This is a genomic window from uncultured Campylobacter sp., assembly GCF_905371695.1.
GTDB lineage: Bacteria > Campylobacterota > Campylobacteria > Campylobacterales > Campylobacteraceae > Campylobacter_A.
On the sequence record NZ_CAJPMA010000008.1, the window covers coordinates 15143 to 34907 of the forward strand.

The 19765-nt window shown below is 45.1% G+C and carries 22 protein-coding genes; 5 read left to right on the forward strand and 17 right to left on the reverse strand.

The window, feature by feature from the left end:
• Positions 1–56: 56 nt before the first annotated feature.
• From QZ147_RS01355 to QZ147_RS01365, 3 genes are all read right to left on the reverse strand, one after another.
• A complete protein-coding gene (locus QZ147_RS01355; RefSeq protein WP_295146321.1) occupies positions 57–1886 on the reverse strand; it encodes a hypothetical protein in 1830 nt (609 codons plus the stop codon).
• A gap of 3 nt (positions 1887–1889) precedes the next feature.
• Entirely contained in the window at positions 1890–2846 is a 957-nt protein-coding gene (locus QZ147_RS01360; protein WP_295146322.1) for an NAD(P)-binding domain-containing protein, read from the reverse strand.
• A gap of 125 nt (positions 2847–2971) precedes the next feature.
• Positions 2972–4312 (reverse strand): class II 3-deoxy-7-phosphoheptulonate synthase, encoded by a 1341-nt coding sequence (locus QZ147_RS01365; RefSeq protein WP_295146324.1) that lies wholly within the window; start codon positions 4310–4312, stop codon positions 2972–2974.
• 109 nt (positions 4313–4421) lie between these two features.
• Here QZ147_RS01365 and rarD (QZ147_RS01370) point away from each other — a divergent pair, with 109 nt between their 5' ends.
• Genes rarD (QZ147_RS01370) through QZ147_RS01380 form a run of 3 tightly spaced genes read left to right on the forward strand, consistent with a single transcriptional unit; the run spans position 4422 to position 6667 of the window.
• Entirely contained in the window at positions 4422–5318 is an 897-nt protein-coding gene (rarD, locus tag QZ147_RS01370) for an EamA family transporter RarD (protein WP_295146326.1), read from the forward strand.
• The gene (gene rarD, locus QZ147_RS01375; RefSeq protein ID WP_295146328.1) at positions 5305–6195 is read left to right on the forward strand and encodes an EamA family transporter RarD; all 891 of its coding nucleotides are present in this window, start codon (positions 5305–5307) and stop codon (positions 6193–6195) included. The genes rarD (QZ147_RS01370) and rarD (QZ147_RS01375) overlap by 14 nt, the downstream gene beginning before the upstream one ends.
• On the forward strand, positions 6188–6667 hold the full coding sequence (locus QZ147_RS01380; protein WP_295146329.1) for a hypothetical protein: 480 nt from the start codon (positions 6188–6190) through the stop codon (positions 6665–6667). Before rarD (QZ147_RS01375) ends, QZ147_RS01380 begins: the two co-directional genes overlap by 8 nt.
• 130 nt (positions 6668–6797) lie before the next feature.
• Here the strand turns inward: QZ147_RS01380 and QZ147_RS01385 are convergent, their stop codons facing one another.
• From QZ147_RS01385 to QZ147_RS01450, 14 genes are all read right to left on the reverse strand, one after another.
• Complete coding sequence (locus QZ147_RS01385; protein ID WP_295146331.1) at positions 6798–7850, reverse strand: glycoside hydrolase family 3 N-terminal domain-containing protein; 1053 nt, start codon at positions 7848–7850, stop codon at positions 6798–6800.
• A 204-nt stretch (positions 7851–8054) separates the two neighbouring features.
• Positions 8055–8945, reverse strand: a complete 891-nt coding sequence (locus tag QZ147_RS01390) for an NAD(P)H-dependent glycerol-3-phosphate dehydrogenase (protein WP_295146332.1) — start codon at positions 8943–8945, stop codon at positions 8055–8057.
• A 403-nt stretch (positions 8946–9348) separates the two neighbouring features.
• Positions 9349–10770: an Asp-tRNA(Asn)/Glu-tRNA(Gln) amidotransferase subunit GatB gene (gene gatB / locus QZ147_RS01395; RefSeq protein WP_295146334.1), complete on the reverse strand. Its 1422-nt coding sequence runs from the start codon at positions 10768–10770 to the stop codon at positions 9349–9351.
• A gap of 120 nt (positions 10771–10890) precedes the next feature.
• A complete protein-coding gene (locus tag QZ147_RS01400) occupies positions 10891–11568 on the reverse strand; it encodes a F0F1 ATP synthase subunit A (protein WP_295146336.1) in 678 nt (225 codons plus the stop codon).
• Between the two features lie 105 nt (positions 11569–11673).
• Positions 11674–12432, reverse strand: a complete 759-nt coding sequence (locus QZ147_RS01405) for a TSUP family transporter (protein WP_295146337.1) — start codon at positions 12430–12432, stop codon at positions 11674–11676.
• A gap of 90 nt (positions 12433–12522) precedes the next feature.
• On the reverse strand, positions 12523–13059 hold the full coding sequence (locus tag QZ147_RS01410) for a superoxide dismutase family protein (RefSeq protein WP_295146339.1): 537 nt from the start codon (positions 13057–13059) through the stop codon (positions 12523–12525).
• An 87-nt stretch (positions 13060–13146) separates the two neighbouring features.
• A complete protein-coding gene (locus tag QZ147_RS01415) occupies positions 13147–13914 on the reverse strand; it encodes a TIGR02757 family protein (protein ID WP_295146341.1) in 768 nt (255 codons plus the stop codon).
• A 43-nt stretch (positions 13915–13957) separates the two neighbouring features.
• The gene (gene flgK, locus QZ147_RS01420; RefSeq protein ID WP_295146342.1) at positions 13958–15829 is read right to left on the reverse strand and encodes a flagellar hook-associated protein FlgK; all 1872 of its coding nucleotides are present in this window, start codon (positions 15827–15829) and stop codon (positions 13958–13960) included.
• 2 nt (positions 15830–15831) lie between these two features.
• A complete protein-coding gene (flgN, locus tag QZ147_RS01425) occupies positions 15832–16257 on the reverse strand; it encodes a flagellar export chaperone FlgN (protein WP_295146344.1) in 426 nt (141 codons plus the stop codon).
• Between the two features lie 20 nt (positions 16258–16277).
• Entirely contained in the window at positions 16278–16481 is a 204-nt protein-coding gene (locus QZ147_RS01430) for a flagellar biosynthesis anti-sigma factor FlgM (RefSeq protein WP_295146346.1), read from the reverse strand.
• A 52-nt stretch (positions 16482–16533) separates the two neighbouring features.
• Positions 16534–16872, reverse strand: a complete 339-nt coding sequence (locus tag QZ147_RS01435; protein ID WP_295146348.1) for a rod-binding protein — start codon at positions 16870–16872, stop codon at positions 16534–16536.
• Entirely contained in the window at positions 16872–17924 is a 1053-nt protein-coding gene (locus QZ147_RS01440) for a flagellar basal body P-ring protein FlgI (protein WP_295146349.1), read from the reverse strand. Before QZ147_RS01440 ends, QZ147_RS01435 begins: the two co-directional genes overlap by 1 nt.
• A gap of 49 nt (positions 17925–17973) precedes the next feature.
• Positions 17974–18543 carry an RsmD family RNA methyltransferase gene (locus tag QZ147_RS01445; RefSeq protein ID WP_295146350.1) on the reverse strand — a complete coding sequence of 190 codons (570 nt, stop codon included), beginning with the start codon at positions 18541–18543 and terminating at the stop codon, positions 17974–17976.
• Complete coding sequence (locus QZ147_RS01450) at positions 18536–18889, reverse strand: hypothetical protein (RefSeq protein WP_295146352.1); 354 nt, start codon at positions 18887–18889, stop codon at positions 18536–18538. Before QZ147_RS01450 ends, QZ147_RS01445 begins: the two co-directional genes overlap by 8 nt.
• A 124-nt stretch (positions 18890–19013) precedes the next feature.
• Between QZ147_RS01450 and QZ147_RS01455 the strand changes: the two genes are divergently transcribed.
• Together QZ147_RS01455 and QZ147_RS01460 are read left to right on the forward strand one after the other, a co-directional pair.
• Positions 19014–19430, forward strand: coding sequence for a flagellar protein FlaG (locus QZ147_RS01455; protein ID WP_295146354.1), 417 nt, complete (start codon positions 19014–19016; stop codon positions 19428–19430).
• Between the two features lie 2 nt (positions 19431–19432).
• The coding region (locus QZ147_RS01460; RefSeq protein ID WP_295146355.1) for a flagellar cap protein FliD N-terminal domain-containing protein at positions 19433–19765 on the forward strand (333 nt) is incomplete at its 3' end.

The following is a 19765-nucleotide window of genomic DNA, read 5'->3' on the forward strand; positions in this document are numbered from 1 at the left end:
GGTTTCGCTCTTGGTTTGAGCTTGTAAAATCTTTTTTAAATTTACGTTTTCGTCTTCTAATTTATCTTGTTTGAATTTTGCTCGATATCTTTTTCAAGCTCGGCTATCTTGGCGTTTACCTGCCCGCTCACGCCTTTTTGGTTGGTAAGCTGCGCGATTTTTAAATTTAACCGCTCGATTGTCTTATTGCTTTCATCCGCCGTTTTTTTAGCGCTTTCAAGTTCGTCTTTTAGCGAGTCTATCTTGTTTATCGTGGCGTTGCTATCGGCGTGGAGAGTAGAGATTTCGGTGATTTTTTTCTCTAAAACGTTTATCTGCGCGCGTAAAATTTCGTAATTTTTACTATCTACTTTCGCGGCGCGGCGCTCCTTATCAAGCTCGCCTTGCTTTTGAGCTAGATCCTTATTAAGGGCTGTTAGGTTATTCTCTAAATTTTTAACCTCTAAGCTTTTTTCCTCGATCTGCGCCGTAAGCTTTTTTAAATTTTCGCCAAGCTCTGCGTTTTTTTGCTCTAACGCCGTTATACTCGCGTTTTGCTCGGCTAAAATTTTAGCGCTTTTACCCGCCGTAGCGTTTTGCTCGTTTAGCGCCTGCGACTTTTGTTTTAGCTCGTTTTTAGAGGCGTCCAACTTTGCGTTTAACTCCGCGATAACCGCACTCGCGCCGTCGTTTTTCTTTTCTAAATCAGAAATTTTTGCCGCGCTTTTATCTAACTCTTTTTGTAAATTTCGCGCGTTTTCAAGACTTGCTCTTAGTTCGGCTTCGCTTTTAGCGCTTTTTTCTTTTAGATCGCCGAAACCTTTTTTAAGCGTTGCAAGGCTAGCGTTTAGCTCTAAATTTCGTCCGGGATTATCGCCGGCGGCGACGCCGTTTAAATTCCTTTTGATCTCGCCTAGTTCGAAATTACTTAAATCAAGCGCGCTTTTATTATTTTCAAGCGCCGTTTCCAGCCTTGCTACCGCCTCTTGCTTTTCTTCGATTTGCTTTTGCAGCGCCTCTTTTTGCGCGTTAAATTCGCTCTTTATCTTATCGATCTCTCGGTCGTGGGCTACGAGTAAATTTTGATTTTCTTTTCGGCGATTTTCAAGCTCCTCTTGAAGCCCCGATACGCTATTTCTGGCGATTTCGTCGTTTTGATTTCGCTGCGAGATTAAATTTTTTATCTGCTCGTCTTTTCGTAAAATTTGCGCTTCTAGCTCTTTATTTTGCTTGTTTACAGCCTTTAAATTCTCCTCCGCTTCATTTTTAAATTTCGCAAATTCCGCCAATATAGCCGCCGCTTCGTCTTGCTTTTTACCTTTGTCGCCGTTAATCTCGTTTTCTAAATCCACGATTTTTTGCTCATAGGCCTTAGAGCTTTCTATCATATCGGCTTGCGCCTCGCTTAAACGCTTTGTTAGCTCGTTTATATTTTGCAGATGTTGCGCTTCTAGCTCGTTTATGCGGTCCGTATTCTCCTGTATTAGCGCATTTTTAGCGTCGTCGCTTTGCTTTTGCATTTGGCTGATTTTTGCGATAAATTCCAAATTTTTCTCGCTCATATCGACATTATCTTGAGCTAAAATTTTATTTTTAGCGGATAGCTCTTTAACCTGTGCTTGTAACTCCTCCACATCGTCGCTAACGGAAGTATCGTTATAATCGCTAAAATTTTGCGTGTAGCTTTTAGGCGTTATGTAGCCGCCGTATTCAAATAAATCTTCTTTGCTGATGTATTTTTGCTTCTCTTCGTCGGGTAGATTATCGAAAGTAATGTTGTAAATTTGCTGCTGATTTTCGCTTTGCGCCGCGCTCTGACCGACTGCGCCGAAATTCTCGACGCCGAGCCACACGCCTGCGCAAAGAGCTATGATCAAAACCAGCGATACTAAAAATTTCGACTCCAAATTTTAGCCTCGTTTGTTAATAATGTCTTTAACGATGCAGTGGGCGTGATTTAGTCCGACGACTATAGAGCCGCCGTTTTTTGAAACGATGTCGCCGCCCACGTAAAGTCCGGCAACGTTACTCTCGAAATTTTCGCTAACTATCGGCGTGCCTTTATCGTCGGTTTTAATGCCGCATCGTTGTAAAAAATCGACCGGACTAGACCCGCCGATAGCGTATACTATGCGGTCGTAAATCCGCTTTTTGCCGTTCGTAAAATAAACCCGCACTCGCCCGCTTTCGTTTTCGAGCGCCTCGATATCGTGATTTAGGCGCACTTTTATTTTGTCTAATTTTTCAAGCTCCCACAGCGCCTCTAAATTCGTATCGTTTACGCGAGAAAACGCGTCGCGGCGGTATGCTATCGTAGTTTTATTGTAAGCGCAAAGCTCGATCGCGTATTCGACGGCGGAATTTCCCCCGCCTACGACCAAAATTTTCTCGCCCTTGCCACAGGCGTCTAGGTTAAAATTGATCACGGAATTAAGCGAAAGAGGAATTTTGTAATCGGGTCTATTAGGGCGTCCCATTTTACCGATGCCTACCATCGCGTTGCGCGTTTTATAGGTCGCTTTGGGCGTTACGACGTTAAAAATTTCGCCCTCTTTTTTGATGCTTTCTACTTCGGAGTTAAAAACCGCTTCGATTTTCTCGTCGTCGAGCAACTTATCAAAATAATCAAGCGTGCTTTCTTTCGTGCCGTCTTCAAACGCGACCACGCCGTGAATCGTACTATCTTGCCCTTTATATTCTTTATCGACGCGCTTATTGTCTTTGTAAAATTTGCGAATCGTCTGACTATGATTGTCGCCCTTTTCTAGCAAAAGTACGTTTTCAAGTCCGTTGCGCTTGGCTTCTACGACCGCGGCAATACCGCACGGACCGCCGCCTACGACGATTAGATCGTAAATATTAGACATTTTAACTCCCTAAAATTTTTAACGCGAATTTAGCGAAAAAAAGATTAAAAAATAAGAAATGATTAAAATTTCGGTTGCGGCTTGAAAAACCGCGACCGCACGTCGCGAAGCAAGATAGAAGCGTTTTAAGCCTTACGCAGTAAATCAGAGATCAAAAACGCTAGTTCTAGCGCCTGATCGGCGTTTAGCCTCGGATCGCACTGCGTCTCGTACCTGTTAGCTAGATCTCGCTCGCTAAGTTTTAGCGCGCCGCCGGTGCACTCCGTTACGTCTTGGCCCGTCATTTCTAAATGCACGCCGCCGGGGTACGTCCCTTCCGCGCGGTGAATTTCAAAAAAGCTTCTCACTTCGCTCATAATCTTATCGAATTCGCGCGTTTTATAGCCGTTTGCGGCTTTTACGGTGTTGCCGTGCATCGGATCGATGCTGTAAAGCATATTTAGTCCTTCGCGTTTTAGCTCGCGCAATATCCGCGGTAGCCGCTCGCCTATCTTATCCGCGCCCATGCGGATAATCGCGTTTAGCCTACCCGCTTCGTTTTGCGGATTTAGTTTAGCCGCTAGCGCTATTACGTCTTGCGCGGTCGCGTTAGGACCTACTTTTACGCCGATAGGGTTTTTTACGCCGCTTAAAAAATGTACGTGCGCGTCGTCCGCCCCGCGCGTGCGCTCGCCGATCCAAAGCATATGCGCCGAGCAGTCGTACCACTCGCCCGTTAAGCTATCTTGACGCGTCATCGCCTCTTCATACGGTAAAAGCAGCGCTTCGTGCGAAGTATAAAGCGACGTTTGCGTAAGCGTCGGGGCGTTGTCGCAATTTATGCCGCAAGCCTCCATAAACGCCAGCGTTTTAGTCAGCTCGCCAGCGAGTCTGGCGAATTTTTCGCTAATTTCGGGTTTTTTGACGAAACCCAAATTCCACTTATGGACCTGATGAAGATCGGCTAATCCGCCCCTAGAAAAGGCGCGCAGCAAGTTCATCGTAGATGCCGATTGATAATACGCCTCGATCATTCGTTTAGGATCGGGCACGCGAGCGGCCTCGTTAAATTCAAAGCCGTTTATTATATCGCCGCGATAGCTAGGCAGTCTCACTCCGCCTATCTCTTCAAAATCGCTGCTTCTAGGCTTGGCAAACTGCCCGGCGACGCGCCCTACTTTTACTACCGGGCAGCCGCCCGCAAAGGTCATTACGATAGCCATTTGCAAAAGCACCTTAAACATATCTCTGATGTTATTGGCGTTAAAATTCGCAAAGCTCTCGGCACAATCTCCGCCTTGAAGCAAAAAGCCCTTTCCTTCGCAAACTTTGGCGAATTCGGCTTTTAGCTTCCTGGCCTCGCCCGCGAAAACGAGCGGCGGCAGACCTTTTAGCTTCTCTTCGGCATCGTTTAAAGCGCGAGCGTCGGGATAAATCGGCTGCTGCAAAATTTTAAAATTTCTCCAACTATCGCGGCTCCATTGCATCTTTTATCCTTTTTAAATTTTTAAAGGACCCGATTATATCACTACAAGCTTAATCTTAATGGGTTATTAAACTTAATAACCTTATAATTCGCGGTTTTAAAGGTAAGCGATGATACAAAACGACCGACGCTCGCAAGGGGTGTTTTTAGCGCTATTCGCGTTTATTTCGTGGGGATTTTTTCCGCTATTTTTCGACCTATTTAGCAAAGAAATCAGCGCATACGAAATTTTGCTTCAACGCATAATCTGGTCGGTGTTTTTCATGGCGATAGCTATGTTCTTTTTGAAAAAATTTTCAAGCGTAATAAATTTACTAAAACAAAAGCAAAGCCGAAATGCCCTGCTTTTAAGCGGCTTTTTGATAAGCGTAAACTGGGGAACCTTTATCTACGCCGTAAATAACGGCAAAGTGCTAGAAACCGGACTTGGATATTTTATCAATCCTATCGTAAATATCGCGCTGGGATTTTTGCTTTTTAGCGAGCGATTAAGTCCCGCACAAAGACTGGCTACGTTTATCGCCGCAGTCGCTATCGGCGTTCAAATTTGGCATTTAGGCGAGCTGCCCGCGGTCGCGCTTGCGCTACCTATATCGTTTGCGCTTTACGGGGCGGTTAGAAAACGCGCGAACGTGCCGGCGTTAGAAGGGTTATTCGTAGAAACGCTGCTTTTACTTCCGTTTGCGATTTTTTATCTATTTTACCTGCAAGCGCACGGGCAAAACCACTTCGACTTAGGCGCTAACGGCGCGCTAATGGCGGTTTCAGGAATCGTAACGATTTTACCGCTGCTTGCTTTTAACGCCGCAACCGTGCGCATAAATTTAACCGCGATCGGAATTTTGCAATACGTAAGTCCCACGATTAGCGTGCTTTGCGGAGTTTTTATATTTAAAGAGCAGATGGATTTTTATAAAATTTTATCTTTCTCGCTTATTTGGCTAGGAATTATCCTAATAGCAAGGGAGCAAATTTCAAAAAGAAAGCCTAAAAATGCGAAATTTTAGCGAAGAAAAGATCGGTCTTATTTACGGACTTAGCGCTTTTACGCTTTGGGGATTTTTAGTCGTATTTTTTAAGCAATTTAACGGCATAGATCCGTATCAAATCGTCATGCACCGTGTGCTTTGGTCGGTAGTTACGTTGCTGCCGATCTTAGCGGCGTTTAGGCGGCTTAAAGCGGCGATAAAAATTTTACTCGATTTTAAAACCAGCTTTTGGCTATTTCTAAGCGGCTCGCTGCTGGCGGCTAGCTGGTGTATCTTTATCTACGCGGTGGATCAAAACCTCGTTTTAGAAGCAAGCCTCGGTAATTTCATAAGCCCGCTGTTTTCGATGTTGATCGGCTTTTTTATACTCAAAGAAAAAGCTAGCCTAAGCGCGAAATTAGCCGTAGCGATCGTGCTTATAGCCGTCGCCGTGCAGGCCGTAGCTATCGGTTCGCTGCCGTTTTTAGCGCTGTTTTTAGCCGTCGTCGTGGCGCTTTACGGGCTTATTAGAAAGCAGGTTAAAGTTAGCGCGCTAGAAGGGTTATTCGTCGAAAATTTGCTGATTTTACCGATCGGGCTTGCTTATTTGGCCCACGTGATAATCTCGGGGCAAAATCGCTTCGATCTAGGCATAAACGGGCTTTTGCTCGCGCTTTGCGGACCCGTTACCGTCGTACCGCTGCTGCTTTTTACGGCGTCGACTAGGCGCGTAAATTTAAGCGTTATAGGCTATTTGCAATACGTAAACCCGAGCATTTCAATGGCGCTGGCGGTCTTTATTTACGGCGAAAAGCTGCAAACTTACAAGTTAATATCGTTTTGCTTAATTTGGCTTGCGTTAGCGCTAGTTAGCGCACAAGGAATTTATGCTTTAAAAAGGAAGAAAAATGAATAACGAAATCGGATTTTACATTGCTCTGGCAGCAGCCGCGGCTATCGTGCTGTATTCGCAAATCGTAAAATTTACCAAAAAGCTAGACGCCGACGAAGCGGTCGGCGTCGCTAAAACGCCAAAATTTAGCGCTCCCGTACGCGCCGCGCAAAGCCCTGCAAATATAGAAGCGTATAAGGATTTCGCAGGCGACGTCAGCAATGAGGCAAATAGATTAAAACAAGACGCGCTTTTTTACGACGCGGTATCTCAGAGCGCCGACAAGGACGCGTTTTTAGACGAGCTAGAAAGTATAGAAGCTAGGCTAACGAAGCTTAAAACTAACGCTAACGACAAAGACGAAATGGACGCCGAGCTAATTAAAATTTTAGACGAAATTCAAAATTTAGTCGAGCGATATTTTAAAGACGCACAGCTCGCAAACGAGCGGATGATGGTAAATCTAGAAAAGAAATTTAAGGCTTTGGCGGAGTAATCGGTCGGTTATTTTTTACAAAGTAAAGCGTATGCAATGTTTGCGGCCGAAAATTTCAGTCGAAACTCCCGCCTACGGTCGCAAACGCAGGCAAGCGGAAGCATTACAAAAGTAAGAAGTCTAGCAAAAATCAAAGCAAAGCTTTTAGCGCCTCTATTCTTTCGTAGCTCTGTTTAATCCTCTCTTTTGAAATTTTCCCTTGCGCGACGGCGTCTAAAATATACTGCGTCACGATGTCCGCGGTGCGCTGATTGCCGATTTTAAACTCGTTAAATAACAAAATATCTCCGCCCGCATTTATAAATTTTACGACCTTCTCGCTCAAAGGATCGTCACCCGAGCCTTTCATCATCATATCGTCGCTTATCACCGCGCCCTCGTAGCCGAGCCCCTCGCGCAAAAGCCGCGAGATCGCCTTATGCGAGAGCGATGCGGGATTTTGCTCGTCTACGTCTTTTATATAAAGATGGCCAACCATGATAAGCTGCGCGCGACCAGCGGCTATCATTTGTTTATAGGGCGTGAGCGCCTCTTTGCTTAGCTCTACCGTGCTTTTATCCTTGTGCGAGTCTTGCGCGGAGCCGCCGTGCCCCGGAAAGTGCTTTAACGTCGTGATCACGCGCTCCTTTTTAAACGCGTCTACGAATATGCCCGCATAAAACGTTACTTTGCTAGCGTTAGGACTAAACGCTCGCTCTTTGGCGCCGATAATAGGCGACGCGTCGTCGTGCAGGTCTATCACGGGCGCAAAATCCAGATTTACGCCGCACTCGCGCAAATTTTTAGCCATATTTGCGTATAGCTCGCTCGTCTGAGCGATATCTAGGCTAGTCGCGACGTCTAGCGCGCTGGGATAATTCGCGCCGAAACTCGCGTCTTTTAGCCGCGAGATCTGCCCGCCTTCTTCATCGATCGCGATTAAAATTTTAGGCTGTTTCGATTTTATCGCGGACGTTAGCGCACTTAGCTGCGCTTTATTTTGGATATTTCGCCCGAGTAAAATTACTCCGCCGAAGCGCCCGTATCCCGCATCGCTTAGCATCGCGCGCACGCTTGCTTCTTTTGCGCTAACGCCGTTAAATCCGATCATTATCATCTGCGCCGCCATCTGTCGCAAGCTAACTTCGCTAGCGCCCAAATTTAGCGCCACAAACGATAAAAACGCTAAAATTTTAAGATTCATATTCTCTCCGTCTATTTTATTAGCGTGCAAAAACGACAGGCGTTTAAATTGCTCGCGACTTGCGCGTTTTTTAAATTTTACTATGCAAGAATTATCTGACGGCAAATGAGCGCACCTTATCTTAAAATTCGCGCTCATCTAGCCCTTTGCGACAAAACGGGCGCATTTAGGGCGCGAAATTTTATCGCCGGAGGCGAAAACGCGCTATTTTTTACTCAACAAGTCGCGCAAACTAGCCTGCGCTTCTTTGCCTCTAAGCATTGCCGCAACCTCGTTTACGATGGGCGAGTAAATGCCTTTTTCGCGCGAAATTTTCTCAATCGCGTATGCCGTATCTACGCCTTCTGCCGTTTCGCCCAGCTCGGCTAAAATTTGCTCTATCTTTTTGCCCGCGGCCAGCCCCGCGCCCACTCGGTAGTTGCGAGATAGCGCGCTAGAAGCGGTCAGAAATAGATCCCCGGCGCCACTAAGCCCTAAGAACGTCTCGTCCCGCGCGCCGAAAAATTTGCCGAACCGCGCCATCTCAACGAGCCCGCGCGAAATGAGGCTTGCTCTGGCGTTATTACCCAAATTCAGCCCGTCGCAAATACCGCCGGCGATCGCGATAACGTTTTTATACGCGCCGCACACCTCCGCGCCGACGACGTCGTCGCTGGCGTAAGCTTTGATATAACTCGGAAATAGCGCGGCAAGATCGCGGGCTAGGCCTAAATTTAGCGAATTTACCACGAGCGCGCACGGCAGTTTGCGCTCGATCTCGCTGGAAAACGTGGGTCCCGAAAGGAAGGCTAAATTTTGCGCGGGAGCATAACGCTCGTAGATTTCGTTTAAAAAACGTAAGCTTTTAGTCTCAATGCCCTTGCTGGCGACTAAAATCTTTTGTCCGAAATTTTTGAAATTTTGAGCCAGCCAAGAATCCGTTGCTTGCGTAGGTATCGCAAATACCAAAATTTCGGCGCTAATCGCTTCGGCGACGCTTACGAAATGCGGCATATCCCGCGGCGTACGCGAAGCTATGACGCACTCGTTTTCCTCGCCGAGCGCCCCAAAAAGCGCGCTACCCCACTTCCCCGCTCCGATTACCGCTATTTTCATTTTTCTACTTTAAATTAAATTTGTAAACCGCTTTTAGTCTCGCCGACCCGAACGATCTGGGCGGCAAAACCGCAAGCAATGTCGCGAGATACCGCAAGATCAAGCTAATCTGGTGCCTGTGCCATCGAATTTCGGCGGGAAGCAGCGCAAATTTGACGAATGGAGATTCGCAAAATTTACGGCTCATACAAATTTGCGTTTCGCATTTATTACCCAAACAGACTAACACCGAAAGACGAGTTTTTCTCGCGCGCTAAAATTTGCCGCTAAATTTATCGACTAAATTTCGCCCGTATCCAAAATCATCGACGCTTAAAGGCTCTAATCCGCTCGAAAAATCAAACTCGGCGCATTTTAGCAAGCGATACCAAGCGGTAAACGCAACGCTAATTTTGGATAAATTTTACCCCAGTTTAGCCTTTAAAAGCTCATTTACTTTTGCAGGGTTAAACGCACCCTTACCCTCTTTCATCGTTTGTCCGACGAAAAATCCGAAAAGCTTGTCCTTGCCACTTTTGTACTCGGCGACCTTGTCGGCGTTCGCGCTTAAAATTTGATCTATTATCGCTACGATAGCCGAGTCGTCGCTGACCTGCTTTAATCCCAATTTTTCGATAACGGCGTCCACGCTCACGTCATTTTCCATTAGATAGTCAAGCACCTCTTTTGCCGCCTTGGCGCTTATCGTGCCGTCTTCGATGCGGCGCAAAAGCTCTATCATCTTAGCCGAATTTACGGGCGATGTCTCGATCGTAGCGCCGTTTTTTAGACGACCCAAAAGCTCGACGATGAGCCATGTTACGGCGAGTTTCGGCGATATTTTAGCTTCTACGAGTTCCTCAAAATACTTCGCCGTCTCTACACTGCTCGTTAAAATAAGCGCGTCGTCCTCTTTTACGCCAAGCTCGCGCTCGTATCTAGCGACCTTTTGCTCGGCAAGCTCGGGAATTTTGATCGCTTCGTTATACATCTCTTCAGGAATTTCGACTGGTAGTAGGTCAGGATCGGGGAAATATCTATACTCGGCGCTATCTTCTTTGCCTCGCATCGAACGCGTGACCAAATTTACGGTATCAAAAAGGCGCGTTTCTTGATAAACTTCCTCATCGTATTTGCCGTCTTCCCACGCCGCACTTTGACGCTCGACCTCGTAGTCGATCGCTTTTTGGATAAATCTAAACGAGTTTAAATTTTTAATCTCGACGCGCGTATAAAGCTTGCTGTCGCCTTTTGGGCGGATACTGACGTTAGCGTCGCAGCGAAAGCTTCCCTCTTGCATATTAGCGTCGCTGATGTTTAAAAATCGCAAAATCGAGTGCAGTTTTTTTAGGTATGCAACCGCCTCGTCGGAGCTACGCAGATCAGGCTCGCTCACGATCTCAAGCAAAGGCGTGCCGGCGCGGTTTAGATCGACTAGACTCTGTCCGCTCTCGTGGATATTTTTGCCAGCGTCTTCTTCAAGGTGTGCGCGAGTGATGCCGATGCGCTTTTTCTCGCCGTTTACATCGATAAAAAGCTCACCCTTTTCCACTATCGGTATCTCAAACTGCGAAATTTGATAGGCTTTTGGAAGGTCCGGATAAAAGTAGTTTTTACGGTTAAAAACCGAGCGTTTATTTATGGTTGCATTTACCGCCGCACCGAAGCTTATCGCCTTTCTCACGGCTTCTTTATTTAGTACTGGCAAAGCCCCCGGTAGCGCCAGGCAGGTCGGACAAACGTGAGTATTTGCCTCATCGCCGAAGCTCGTGGAGCAAGAGCAGAAAATTTTAGTATTCGTATTAAGTTGCGTATGAACTTCAAGTCCAATAACGACTTCAAACATATTTAACCTTTAATGCGTAAATTTTGGGCGCATTTTAGCGGTTTTTTCTTTTAACTTATCTAAATTTAAGGATTTCTGAGCGGAAATTTTGGAGGAAAGCCGCGCAAAGGCGGCCAAATTTTAGTGCTCGTCGATAGCGACGGCGCCGGCTAAATAAACATACGTAAGCATCATAAAAATGAACGTTTGCAACACCGCCATTAAAGTAAGCAGCGCGTATGCCGGAAGCGGAGCGAACCAAGGCGCGAGGGTAAGCATAACGAGCAAAAATAAATCGTCTCCTTTAATGTTGCCGAAAAGCCTGAAAGATAGCGATACTACGCGAGATAGGTGCGAGATGATTTCAACCGGAAACATTAGCGGCGCAAGCGCTTTGCTAGGCCCCATAAAATGACCGAAATATTTAAAAAATCCATTCTTTTTAATACCCTCGAAATGATAGTAAAAAAATACGATAAGCGCCAGCGTTAGCGTCAAATTTAGACTTGACGTAGGAGATTCAAACCCCGGGATTATACCGATGGCGTTTGAGAAAAATACTACGAAACCTATCGTAGCCACTAACGGCAAATATTTCCTAGCCAGCTCTTCGCTACCTAGCGTATCGCGCCCCATCGAGATTACGCCCTGCAAATACGCTTCCACGATATTTTGTAGTCCGCGCGGCACTAGCTGCATCTTACTAGACGCGCGCTTTGCGACTGCGATAACGACAATAGCGACTAGCAAAAAGTGAAAAATATATACGAACGTATGGCTGTGATAAATCATATTCGAGAATAAAAATAGATCTTTCATCTTTCAACCTTGTGAAAATTTTTGCGTGATGATAACAAAAAATTAATTAATTCTTTTTTAAGATAAAGCAAAATTTGCTAAATTTCGGGGCTAAAAGCCGAAATTTTACTTCAAATAATCGTAAATCAATTTTACGATAGTGGCTCCGACGACGCATAAAAACATCGCTCGAATAAATTTTACCTCTTTTTTAATTACCATATTAGAACCAGCGTAAGCGCCCAAAATTTGCCCTACTCCCATTAAAATTCCGATCGCCCAAAGTACCTGTCCGCCTACGATGAAAACACCCAAAGACACGATGTTGCTAACGAAATTAAACAGCTTTGAGTGCGCGACGGCCTTTTTCATGTTAAACCCGATCGCCGCAATCAGCGCAAACGTCCAAAAAGAGCCCGCCCCCGGCCCGAAAAATCCGTCGTAAAAGCCCAAAATAAGCCCGAATATCACGTAAAAGGCTCGGACATTCATTCTCGCGCGTCTATCTTCTTCGCCGACTTTTGGCATTAAAAGCGTGTAAATGAAAATTCCTATCAACAAGAAGGGGATTATAATCTTTAAAATTTCCGGATTTAACACCAAAATAAGCGCCGTTCCGAGTACCGCTCCGATAAAGGTAAAGATTATACCCGTAAGCGCATCGGAGTATTTTATCATACCTTTGCGGCTAAAATTTACGACCGCGGTAAGCGTCCCGAAACTTCCTTGAAGTTTATTAGTTGCAAGCGCCGCATGCGGAGGGATGCCGACCGCCATTAACGCAGGCAAGCTTATTAGTCCGCCGCCTCCCGCAATCGCGTCCACAAAACCGCCTAAAAAAGCCGCCGCAAAAAGTACGCCCAAGTGCCAAATTTCAAATTCCATTTTTAGCTCCGGGTAAGATTTTAGGGAAGTTTAATACAAAAAAGTTAAAAAGATTTTTAAAGGTCGGTTCAATCAAACCGACCTCGTGCGTTATTTTATTACGCCGCAAAGCATCCTAGCTCCGCCGCCGCCGAGAGGTTTTGGATGATCGGAATGGTTATCGCCGCCTACGTGCACCATTAAAGAATGTCCTTTTAGCTCGTCTAATTTTTTAATCTTAGGCGCCAAAACAGGATAAGTCGCCGTCCCGTCGCTAGCTACCACAAGCGCCGGCAAATCGCCCTTATGACCAGCATCATCCCATGCAAACGAGTGTTTTTTGGCATCATTTGGATCCCAGTGGCCGCCCGCTTTCATGCCTAGACCTTTTTCGGTCGCGCCGCAATCGGCGTTAGCATGCACGTGAAAGCCGTGAATACCCGCTTCAACGCCCTTTAAATTAGGGAAAAAAGCCACGCCGTAGTTAGTCTCTATCGCTACGACCTCGCCGACTTTTATATTTCCTTTTTCGTCGAGCTGCTCCATAGGAATCGCGATATGTTCTACCGATTTCGGGTCGAAATGCTCGTGTTCGTGTCCGAATAGCGCGCCCGCAAGCGCAACGCTGGCTAAAATTATTTTTTTCATTTTCATCCTTTCTAGTTGAAATACGGCGTCATTATATCAAAACATATTAAATTTTGTTTAAGCAGAAAGACGAATTTTTGCAAAATTTTAGCCATTTTCGCCGCCCAAAATTTTCGCCAGCTCGCCGCTTTGGCCTATGCGGTAAAGCGCAAAATCGTATTTTACCGGATCTTGCGGATCGAATTGAGCGAGCTTTTTAGTAAGCTGCAAAACTGCGTTAAAATCGTAGCTTTTTCTAGAAATTAGACCCAAAGCCAGCGACACGCGGTGCGTATGCACGTCAAGCGGGATTAAAAGCTCGCTTTTAGGCAGACTTTTAAAAAGTCCGAGGTCTATATCTGTATCTCTCACCGCCCAGCGCAGATACATATTATAGCGCTTATAAGGCGAAATGGGTGCGCCCGCGAAATTCCGCCCGAAAAAAAACTCGTATCCGTCCGAGCGGTAGTCGTTTAGCTCGTAAATTTTAGAAATAAGCGCATTTATAGCATGCTGCATACCGCCCTTTTCCGCTAATGCGCGCGCTAAAATTTCCTCGATACTAGCTTCGTTTTTAAGCCGCCTTAGGCTGATAAAAATTTGCGCGACGTCGTTTGGAGTTTGAAAGCGGTATTTGAAATTTTTAAACGCGGCTAAAATTTCGCGCTCGCTTTTATCAAGTAGCGAAAAATCAAGCGAATTTAGAAATTTTACGATTTGCCCCGCGTTACCGTAGGCAAAAAGCGCGCAGATTAAAACCGCGATCGGATCGTTAAATTTTCTGGCTACTTGCAATGGATCGGGCGCGTCAAACAGCCCTACGTCCGTATTTTTAGCCAAAACGTGGGCGTCAAGCAGGTTTTTTAAATTTCGCATAAATTTTAAATCGGGGCGCTAATTTTAAACATGCGCCTTAAATTTAGGATTTTAAAGTCAGAAGCGTATCTAACATCTCGTCGACGGTGGTGATGATTTTAGCCGCCGCGCCGTAGCTTGCTTGAAAACGAATAAGGTTTGTTAGCTCCTCGTTCGTATCTACGCCGCTAATTGATTGATGCTCTTGCTTGGCTACTTGATTTAGCGTTTCGTTCGTATCGTGGATGGTATTGTTAGCCTCCGTATCGCTTGCGATGTCGGTCGTAAAGTAGCGATAATATCCTTCTATCGTCTCGTCCCTATCAAGCGCTTGGCCGTTTGAATAAAACGTCAGCTTTTGATACTGCATCTGCACCATTTTATTAGCGGTTTCGTTATTTCCGGTTACCGGTTTTGAATAAGCGCGAAGCTTGGTATGATCTTGCGTGAAAAGATCGTTCGTGCGGATATTTTTCGCGTCGTCGCCTTTAAAAAATCTATTAATACCAGTAACTCCCGCAAAATTCGTGCCTTTATCTACCAAAGCTACGCTATAAAGCCCCTGCGCCTTACGCGGTATGAGGCTAAAAACGCCGGTATTCGAGCGCGCGTCGTAGCTATAAGACGCCTGGAAATAGTCGTTTACGTCGTTTAGCATATTTCTATCGTTATTATCGTCGGAGTTTGAGTTAAAGTCGCTTACGATAGAATTTCCGTAAGTCGTATCGTCCATCGTGGTCGTGCCGTTAATGTGTATTGTTTTACGCGCGACTTCGTTGCCTTGATTATCGTAAACTACCGCATCAAAGCTACCTTGCTTTATGTTATTGCTAAAATTCATAAGCTGCTGATTTTTCGGCAAATAAGGAATCGGATCGGTGTTTGCGATCTCCATAGCCGACTGCGCGTAAATATTATTCGTATTTTGCGAAAGTGTCTTAGCGAAAGTATCCATATTATCTATATACTTTTGCACTATGCCGTCGGTAAATTTCGCCTTATTTTCGTCGTAATGCCTACCGCGTAGATCAAGCGCCGCGCCTAATTTACCGCCTTGAATTTTATCTTCCATCGGTATACGCTTGCCGTCTTGGCGCTCGTAAAATACCTGCGTAAATTCTCCGTTTGCCGTAGTTTCCGTCGATAACTGATGATATCCTTCGCCGTCGATTACGTTTACGCCGCCTATATTTAGGGTATAAAATTTTCCCTGATCGGTTATAGCGCTATCGACGCCGGCGTTTGAGCGTAAATCGCTTTTAAACGTCGTTACGTTTACGAGTTTAGACATCGCAAGCTCTAATTTATCGCGCTTATCGCGAAGCTCATTTGCGTTTACGATTAGCCCGTTTTCGTTACCGGCTTCTACGCGCTGGATTTCTCTATTGATATCCGCGATCTGTTTTATCATCGAATTTATTTCGGCGATATTTACCTTTACGACGTCGTCGATCTCCGTTTGAATAGACGAAAGCGTCCGTCTTGATTGGTTTAAATTTTTAGCCAAAACGCTGGCTTTATTTATCAAATTTATCTTTTGCGAGCCTTCGTCCGGGTTTGACGCAAAATCGCCCCAAGCCGAGAAATACTCGCCGATATCTTTTGCTATGCCTCTATCGTTTAGATCGGGGAAGCTTTTTGAAATTTCTTGCAAAATTCTCTGTTTATAGCCGGTATTTTCTAAATTCGAAGTGGTAGATTTTAGTCTAGAATAGGCGAATTCGTCGTGGATACGCGTAATCGTATCTACTTGCGTGCCCGTGCCTACGCCGCCTGGTATCGTGTGCATCGACATCGACGCGGACTGCACGACGCGCTGCCTCGTATAATAGTCGCTATCGGCGTTTGAAATGTTGTTTCCCGTGGTAGTTATTTGAAGCTGCGCCGCGTTTAAGCCCGACACTCCCGTGCCTAGCGCCATAAAGATATTAGCCATTATTAAACCCTTGCTTTATATAAATTAGTCTCGCTAGCGTTCGCGTCGTATCCGTTGCTTTGTAGATTAAAAACTTTCTTTGATAGCGTATCGAAAAATTCTTTTACCGCTACGACGTGTCTAGCGTATTGCTTGTTTATATCGTGTAAATTTTCGAGCTTTTGCCTCATTAGCACGAGTTTTGCCTTCGCTTCGTCGTCTAGCACGCCGGTAAGCGCGGCAGTATCGTATTCTTTCGATACTCTGGCAAGCTCTTTATCGAGCGATTTTTTAACCGCTTCGAATTCTTTTATAAGAGACGTCTTTTTTTTCACGCTTTCATCGACGGTCGAATGCTTTGCTTGCTTGATATTTTCGATATCTCGTTCCGTTAAATTTATAAGCTCGTCAAGCTTGGCTATCGCTTCGTCTAAATATTTTTTCAACATCTCTTTCCTTTTTTACGCCTTTACGCGAGCACGTCTACGATCGCCTTCGCCGTTTTTGAAAGATCGATTTTATACGTACCGTCCGCGATTGCGGCTGAAATTTGCGCTATCTTATCGCTACTTGCGCTCTTTTCGTTTGAAATTTGCGCCTCTTTTTTTACCTCTTGGGGTTTTAGCTGCGAGCTAGCTTGATAAGCGGCTCTGGCTCCTAGCGAATTTATCATAACGTCCTCCTAAATTTTCATTTGCCCTTATATCGGCAAAATTTTAAATTTATTAAGAGTCCCGTTTTAAAAATCCGTATAAAAGCTCGCTAAATCCTAAATTTCCGCTCAAAGCGCGACTCATCGTATCGTTATACATCGACTTATAAATGTCCGAACCCGCCGCCTTAGGAAACAGCGACGCGCCCTCGTCCTCTTTTAGCGAAATATCGAGCACCGACTTTATCATAAACGATTCAAACGCGTCGGTCTGCTCTTTTAGCTTCGCGTCGAATTTCGCCGCCTCTTTCGCATCCGTTTCGGAAATTTTATCTCGCGTTTTAGCCTTGGTTATCGCGCTAGTTTGCAGTCCGTTATAAGCGCTTAGCGCTAAGGTATTATCGATTTGCATTAAATAATCTCCACTTCTACGTGTATAGCGCCCGCGCGTTTTAAATTTTCGATTATCGCGATTATGTCGCTAGGGCTGGCGCCTAGTCTATTTAGCGCGCGAGTAACGTTTGCGACGGTAGTTTTTTCGCCCGAAATTTTTAGCATATTCGCGTTCGGCGCGATAGCTACGTTATCTTGTAAATTTATATCGCCATCTTGCGTATCGTCAAACGAGCTAGGTTCTATTTTTAGCGTAATATTTCCGTGAGTAAGAACTACCGGGTCTACCACGGCGTCGATACCGCTAACGACCGTGCCGGTGCGCTCGTCGATTACGATTTTATCGTCGGCTTTATAATCGACTTCTAAATTTAAAACCCTGTTTAAAAGCTCGATGACGCTTACGTCTTGCGGTTTTTGAAGCGTAACCGTGCGCGGGTCGATAGCGGTGGCGATAGCGTCGCCCAAATTCGCGTTTATCGCGTCCTGAACGTTTTGCGCGGTTTTAAAATTCGTATCTTTTAGGCTTAAATTTATGACGTTTTGGTTGTAAATGTCGTACGCCGCTTCGCGCTCGACTAGCGCGCCGCCAAATATCGTACCCGCCGTTACGTGATTACCGCCGCCTCTGCCCGAGCTTTTACCCCCAAGTGTCAGCGAGCCTTGGGCAAGCGCGTAAATATCGCCGTCAACGCCTTTTAACGGCGTCATTAAAAGCGTACCGCCTTGCAAGCTTTTAGCGTCGCCGATCGAGCTTATTACCACGTCTAGCTTATCGCCGTGCCTCGCAAACGCGGGTAGCTTTGCCGTAACCATAACGGCCGCGGTGTTTTTAGATTTAATATCCGCCGCGCTAATTTTAACGTTTACGGTTTGAAGCATGTTTGAGAGAGATTGGATCGTAAATTTCGACGTAGAGCCGTCGCCAGAGCCGTTCAGCCCCACGACTAGCCCGTAGCCGATTAGCTGATTGTCGCGCACGCCGACCACGTTTGCGACGTCTTTTATCTGTGCGGCGGATGCGGCGTACGCAAGTAGCGAAGTCGCGATAAAACATCTAATTTTTTTCATATTTCGCCTTTAAAATTTGAAAAACTTAAAGCAATAAGCGTTCCAAATTCTAGGCGAAGTAGCTAAGAGTCGTAGCTCCGAATTTTTTTGATTTTATTAATTTGAAATTTCCTAAATTTTCGCCGAATTTAAAGCTGCTGGCATGCTCGAAAACGATCATAAAAATTTTGCCTTTTTCTAAATTTAACGCCAAATTCGCAAGCTTGTCGTAAATTCCAGCAAAGCCCTCCCTAACGTCGAACGGCGGGTCTAAATAAAGCAAAACCGGTAAATTTTCGCTAGCTATCAAGCGCGGTAAAATTTCAAAACTATCGCCGTTTATCGCGCGTAAATTTTCATCGTTTAAGTCGGCTAAATTTTTAGCCGTAAGTCTAAACGCCGCAGTGTCGAGCTCGATAGCTACGCCTTTGCTAGCGCCGTTACTAACGGCTTCGGCAGCCATCGCGCCGCTACCGCCGAAGCCCTCGATAAAAATTTTACCCGCCAGCTCGTAGCGAACGGAGTTAAAAAACGAACCTTTTACGATGCTTTTAGTACTGCGGGTAGTACTAAGAGAAGGGAGTTCTAGGCATTTTCCTTTAAATTTGCCGCTTGAAATCCTAGTAAAAATTTTACTCACGGCTTGCTCTAATTAACGCGATTAAATCTTTTTTAAAATTTTCAAAAAGCGCCAAAATTTGCATTTCAAGCTCGTCACTACCCCGCGCGATTTGCGAATTTTTAGCAGGCTGGGCCTTAATTTGAATAGCGGAATAAAATTCCTCTAAAACATTAATCAATTCGCGTTTGTTAAACGGAACGTTTATATGGCCGCCGTGAGCTATTAAAAATAACGGTTTTTGGGTTTGCGTCTTTTTATCCGAAACGATAAAATCGCAATCTTTTCGGTGCGCGATAAAATCCTTACAAAAATTTAGAAGCGAATTTTGTAGCAAAATACAATCGCATTCAAATGAAATTTTCATCTTTTTTTCCTTTTTAACAACGCGAAATTCTAACCAAAAAAGCTAAAATTTTGCAAGCAAAGTATAAAGAAATTTAAAATTTCTCCGATATAGCGGTTACAAATAAAGTTTTCAAGGAGCGAAAATGGAAATCTTAAAGGCTACCGCTCAGACGCTAGATAGCGCCGCGGGAGTATCAAGTCAAGCCGTAAACGATACTAGAAAGATCGAAAAAACCGACGTAGAACAAGATATTATAAAGCAAAATCAAGCCGCTAGCCAAAAAAGCGTCAGTCAAACGATAGACGAGCAGCTCGATAAATTAAGCAACGAGGAACTAGGCAAAAGGACGAAGGAAGCGGCCGAAAAGCTAAATTTCCAAATGGAGCAGTTAGACGCGAAGGTGCGATTTGCTTACAACGATAATTTAAATTTAATGATCGTGCAGGTAAAAGACGCCAAAACGGGCGAGCTGGTAAGCGAACTTCCGAGCAAGCAGGCTATTAAAATCAGCGAGTATTTCAAAGAAAGCCTCGGCATACTTTTTGATAAGGAGAGTTAAAAATGGCATTAGGAAACGTAACGAATTTGGGTCTTAGCAGCTCAAGGAGTATGCTAAACGAGGATCTGGTAAAAAAATTAAAAGAAGCCGACGAAGCGGGACAGATTAGGCCTCTTAATAAAAAATTAGATAAAAATAAGGCTCGCTCGGAGGATTTAGGCGCGTTAAAGACGCTAGTTAGCAACGTAAACGTCAGCGCGAAAAAACTAAACGACGAAAATTTATACCTAAAACGATCTATAAATACGACGGGAAAAAGCGCTTCCATGACGGTATCTTCGGGCGTTAGTTTACAAAATTTCACGCTAGATGTAACGCAATTAGCCCAGCGCGAT

Excerpts from the sequence above, each read along its gene's own strand:
- QZ147_RS01435 (WP_295146348.1), bottom strand. The coding sequence starts at position 16,872 with ATGCAAATCGATAATACCTTAGCGCTAAGCGCTTATAACGGACTGCAA.
- QZ147_RS01380 (WP_295146329.1), top strand. The coding sequence starts at position 6,188 with ATGAATAACGAAATCGGATTTTACATTGCTCTGGCAGCAGCCGCGGCT.
- gatB (WP_295146334.1), bottom strand. The coding sequence starts at position 10,770 with ATGTTTGAAGTCGTTATTGGACTTGAAGTTCATACGCAACTTAATACG.
- QZ147_RS01430 (WP_295146346.1), bottom strand. The coding sequence starts at position 16,481 with ATGATAAATTCGCTAGGAGCCAGAGCCGCTTATCAAGCTAGCTCGCAG.
- QZ147_RS01365 (WP_295146324.1), bottom strand. The coding sequence starts at position 4,312 with ATGCAATGGAGCCGCGATAGTTGGAGAAATTTTAAAATTTTGCAGCAG.
- QZ147_RS01390 (WP_295146332.1), bottom strand. The coding sequence starts at position 8,945 with ATGAAAATAGCGGTAATCGGAGCGGGGAAGTGGGGTAGCGCGCTTTTT.
- flgN (WP_295146344.1), bottom strand. The coding sequence starts at position 16,257 with ATGTTGAAAAAATATTTAGACGAAGCGATAGCCAAGCTTGACGAGCTT.
- QZ147_RS01400 (WP_295146336.1), bottom strand. The coding sequence starts at position 11,568 with ATGAAAGATCTATTTTTATTCTCGAATATGATTTATCACAGCCATACG.
- QZ147_RS01360 (WP_295146322.1), bottom strand. The coding sequence starts at position 2,846 with ATGTCTAATATTTACGATCTAATCGTCGTAGGCGGCGGTCCGTGCGGT.
- rarD (WP_295146328.1), top strand. The coding sequence starts at position 5,305 with ATGCGAAATTTTAGCGAAGAAAAGATCGGTCTTATTTACGGACTTAGC.
- QZ147_RS01440 (WP_295146349.1), bottom strand. The coding sequence starts at position 17,924 with ATGAAAAAAATTAGATGTTTTATCGCGACTTCGCTACTTGCGTACGCC.
- flgK (WP_295146342.1), bottom strand. The coding sequence starts at position 15,829 with ATGGCTAATATCTTTATGGCGCTAGGCACGGGAGTGTCGGGCTTAAAC.
- QZ147_RS01450 (WP_295146352.1), bottom strand. The coding sequence starts at position 18,889 with ATGAAAATTTCATTTGAATGCGATTGTATTTTGCTACAAAATTCGCTT.
- QZ147_RS01385 (WP_295146331.1), bottom strand. The coding sequence starts at position 7,850 with ATGAATCTTAAAATTTTAGCGTTTTTATCGTTTGTGGCGCTAAATTTG.
- QZ147_RS01455 (WP_295146354.1), top strand. The coding sequence starts at position 19,014 with ATGGAAATCTTAAAGGCTACCGCTCAGACGCTAGATAGCGCCGCGGGA.
- QZ147_RS01405 (WP_295146337.1), bottom strand. The coding sequence starts at position 12,432 with ATGGAATTTGAAATTTGGCACTTGGGCGTACTTTTTGCGGCGGCTTTT.
- QZ147_RS01415 (WP_295146341.1), bottom strand. The coding sequence starts at position 13,914 with ATGCGAAATTTAAAAAACCTGCTTGACGCCCACGTTTTGGCTAAAAAT.
- rarD (WP_295146326.1), top strand. The coding sequence starts at position 4,422 with ATGATACAAAACGACCGACGCTCGCAAGGGGTGTTTTTAGCGCTATTC.
- QZ147_RS01410 (WP_295146339.1), bottom strand. The coding sequence starts at position 13,059 with ATGAAAAAAATAATTTTAGCCAGCGTTGCGCTTGCGGGCGCGCTATTC.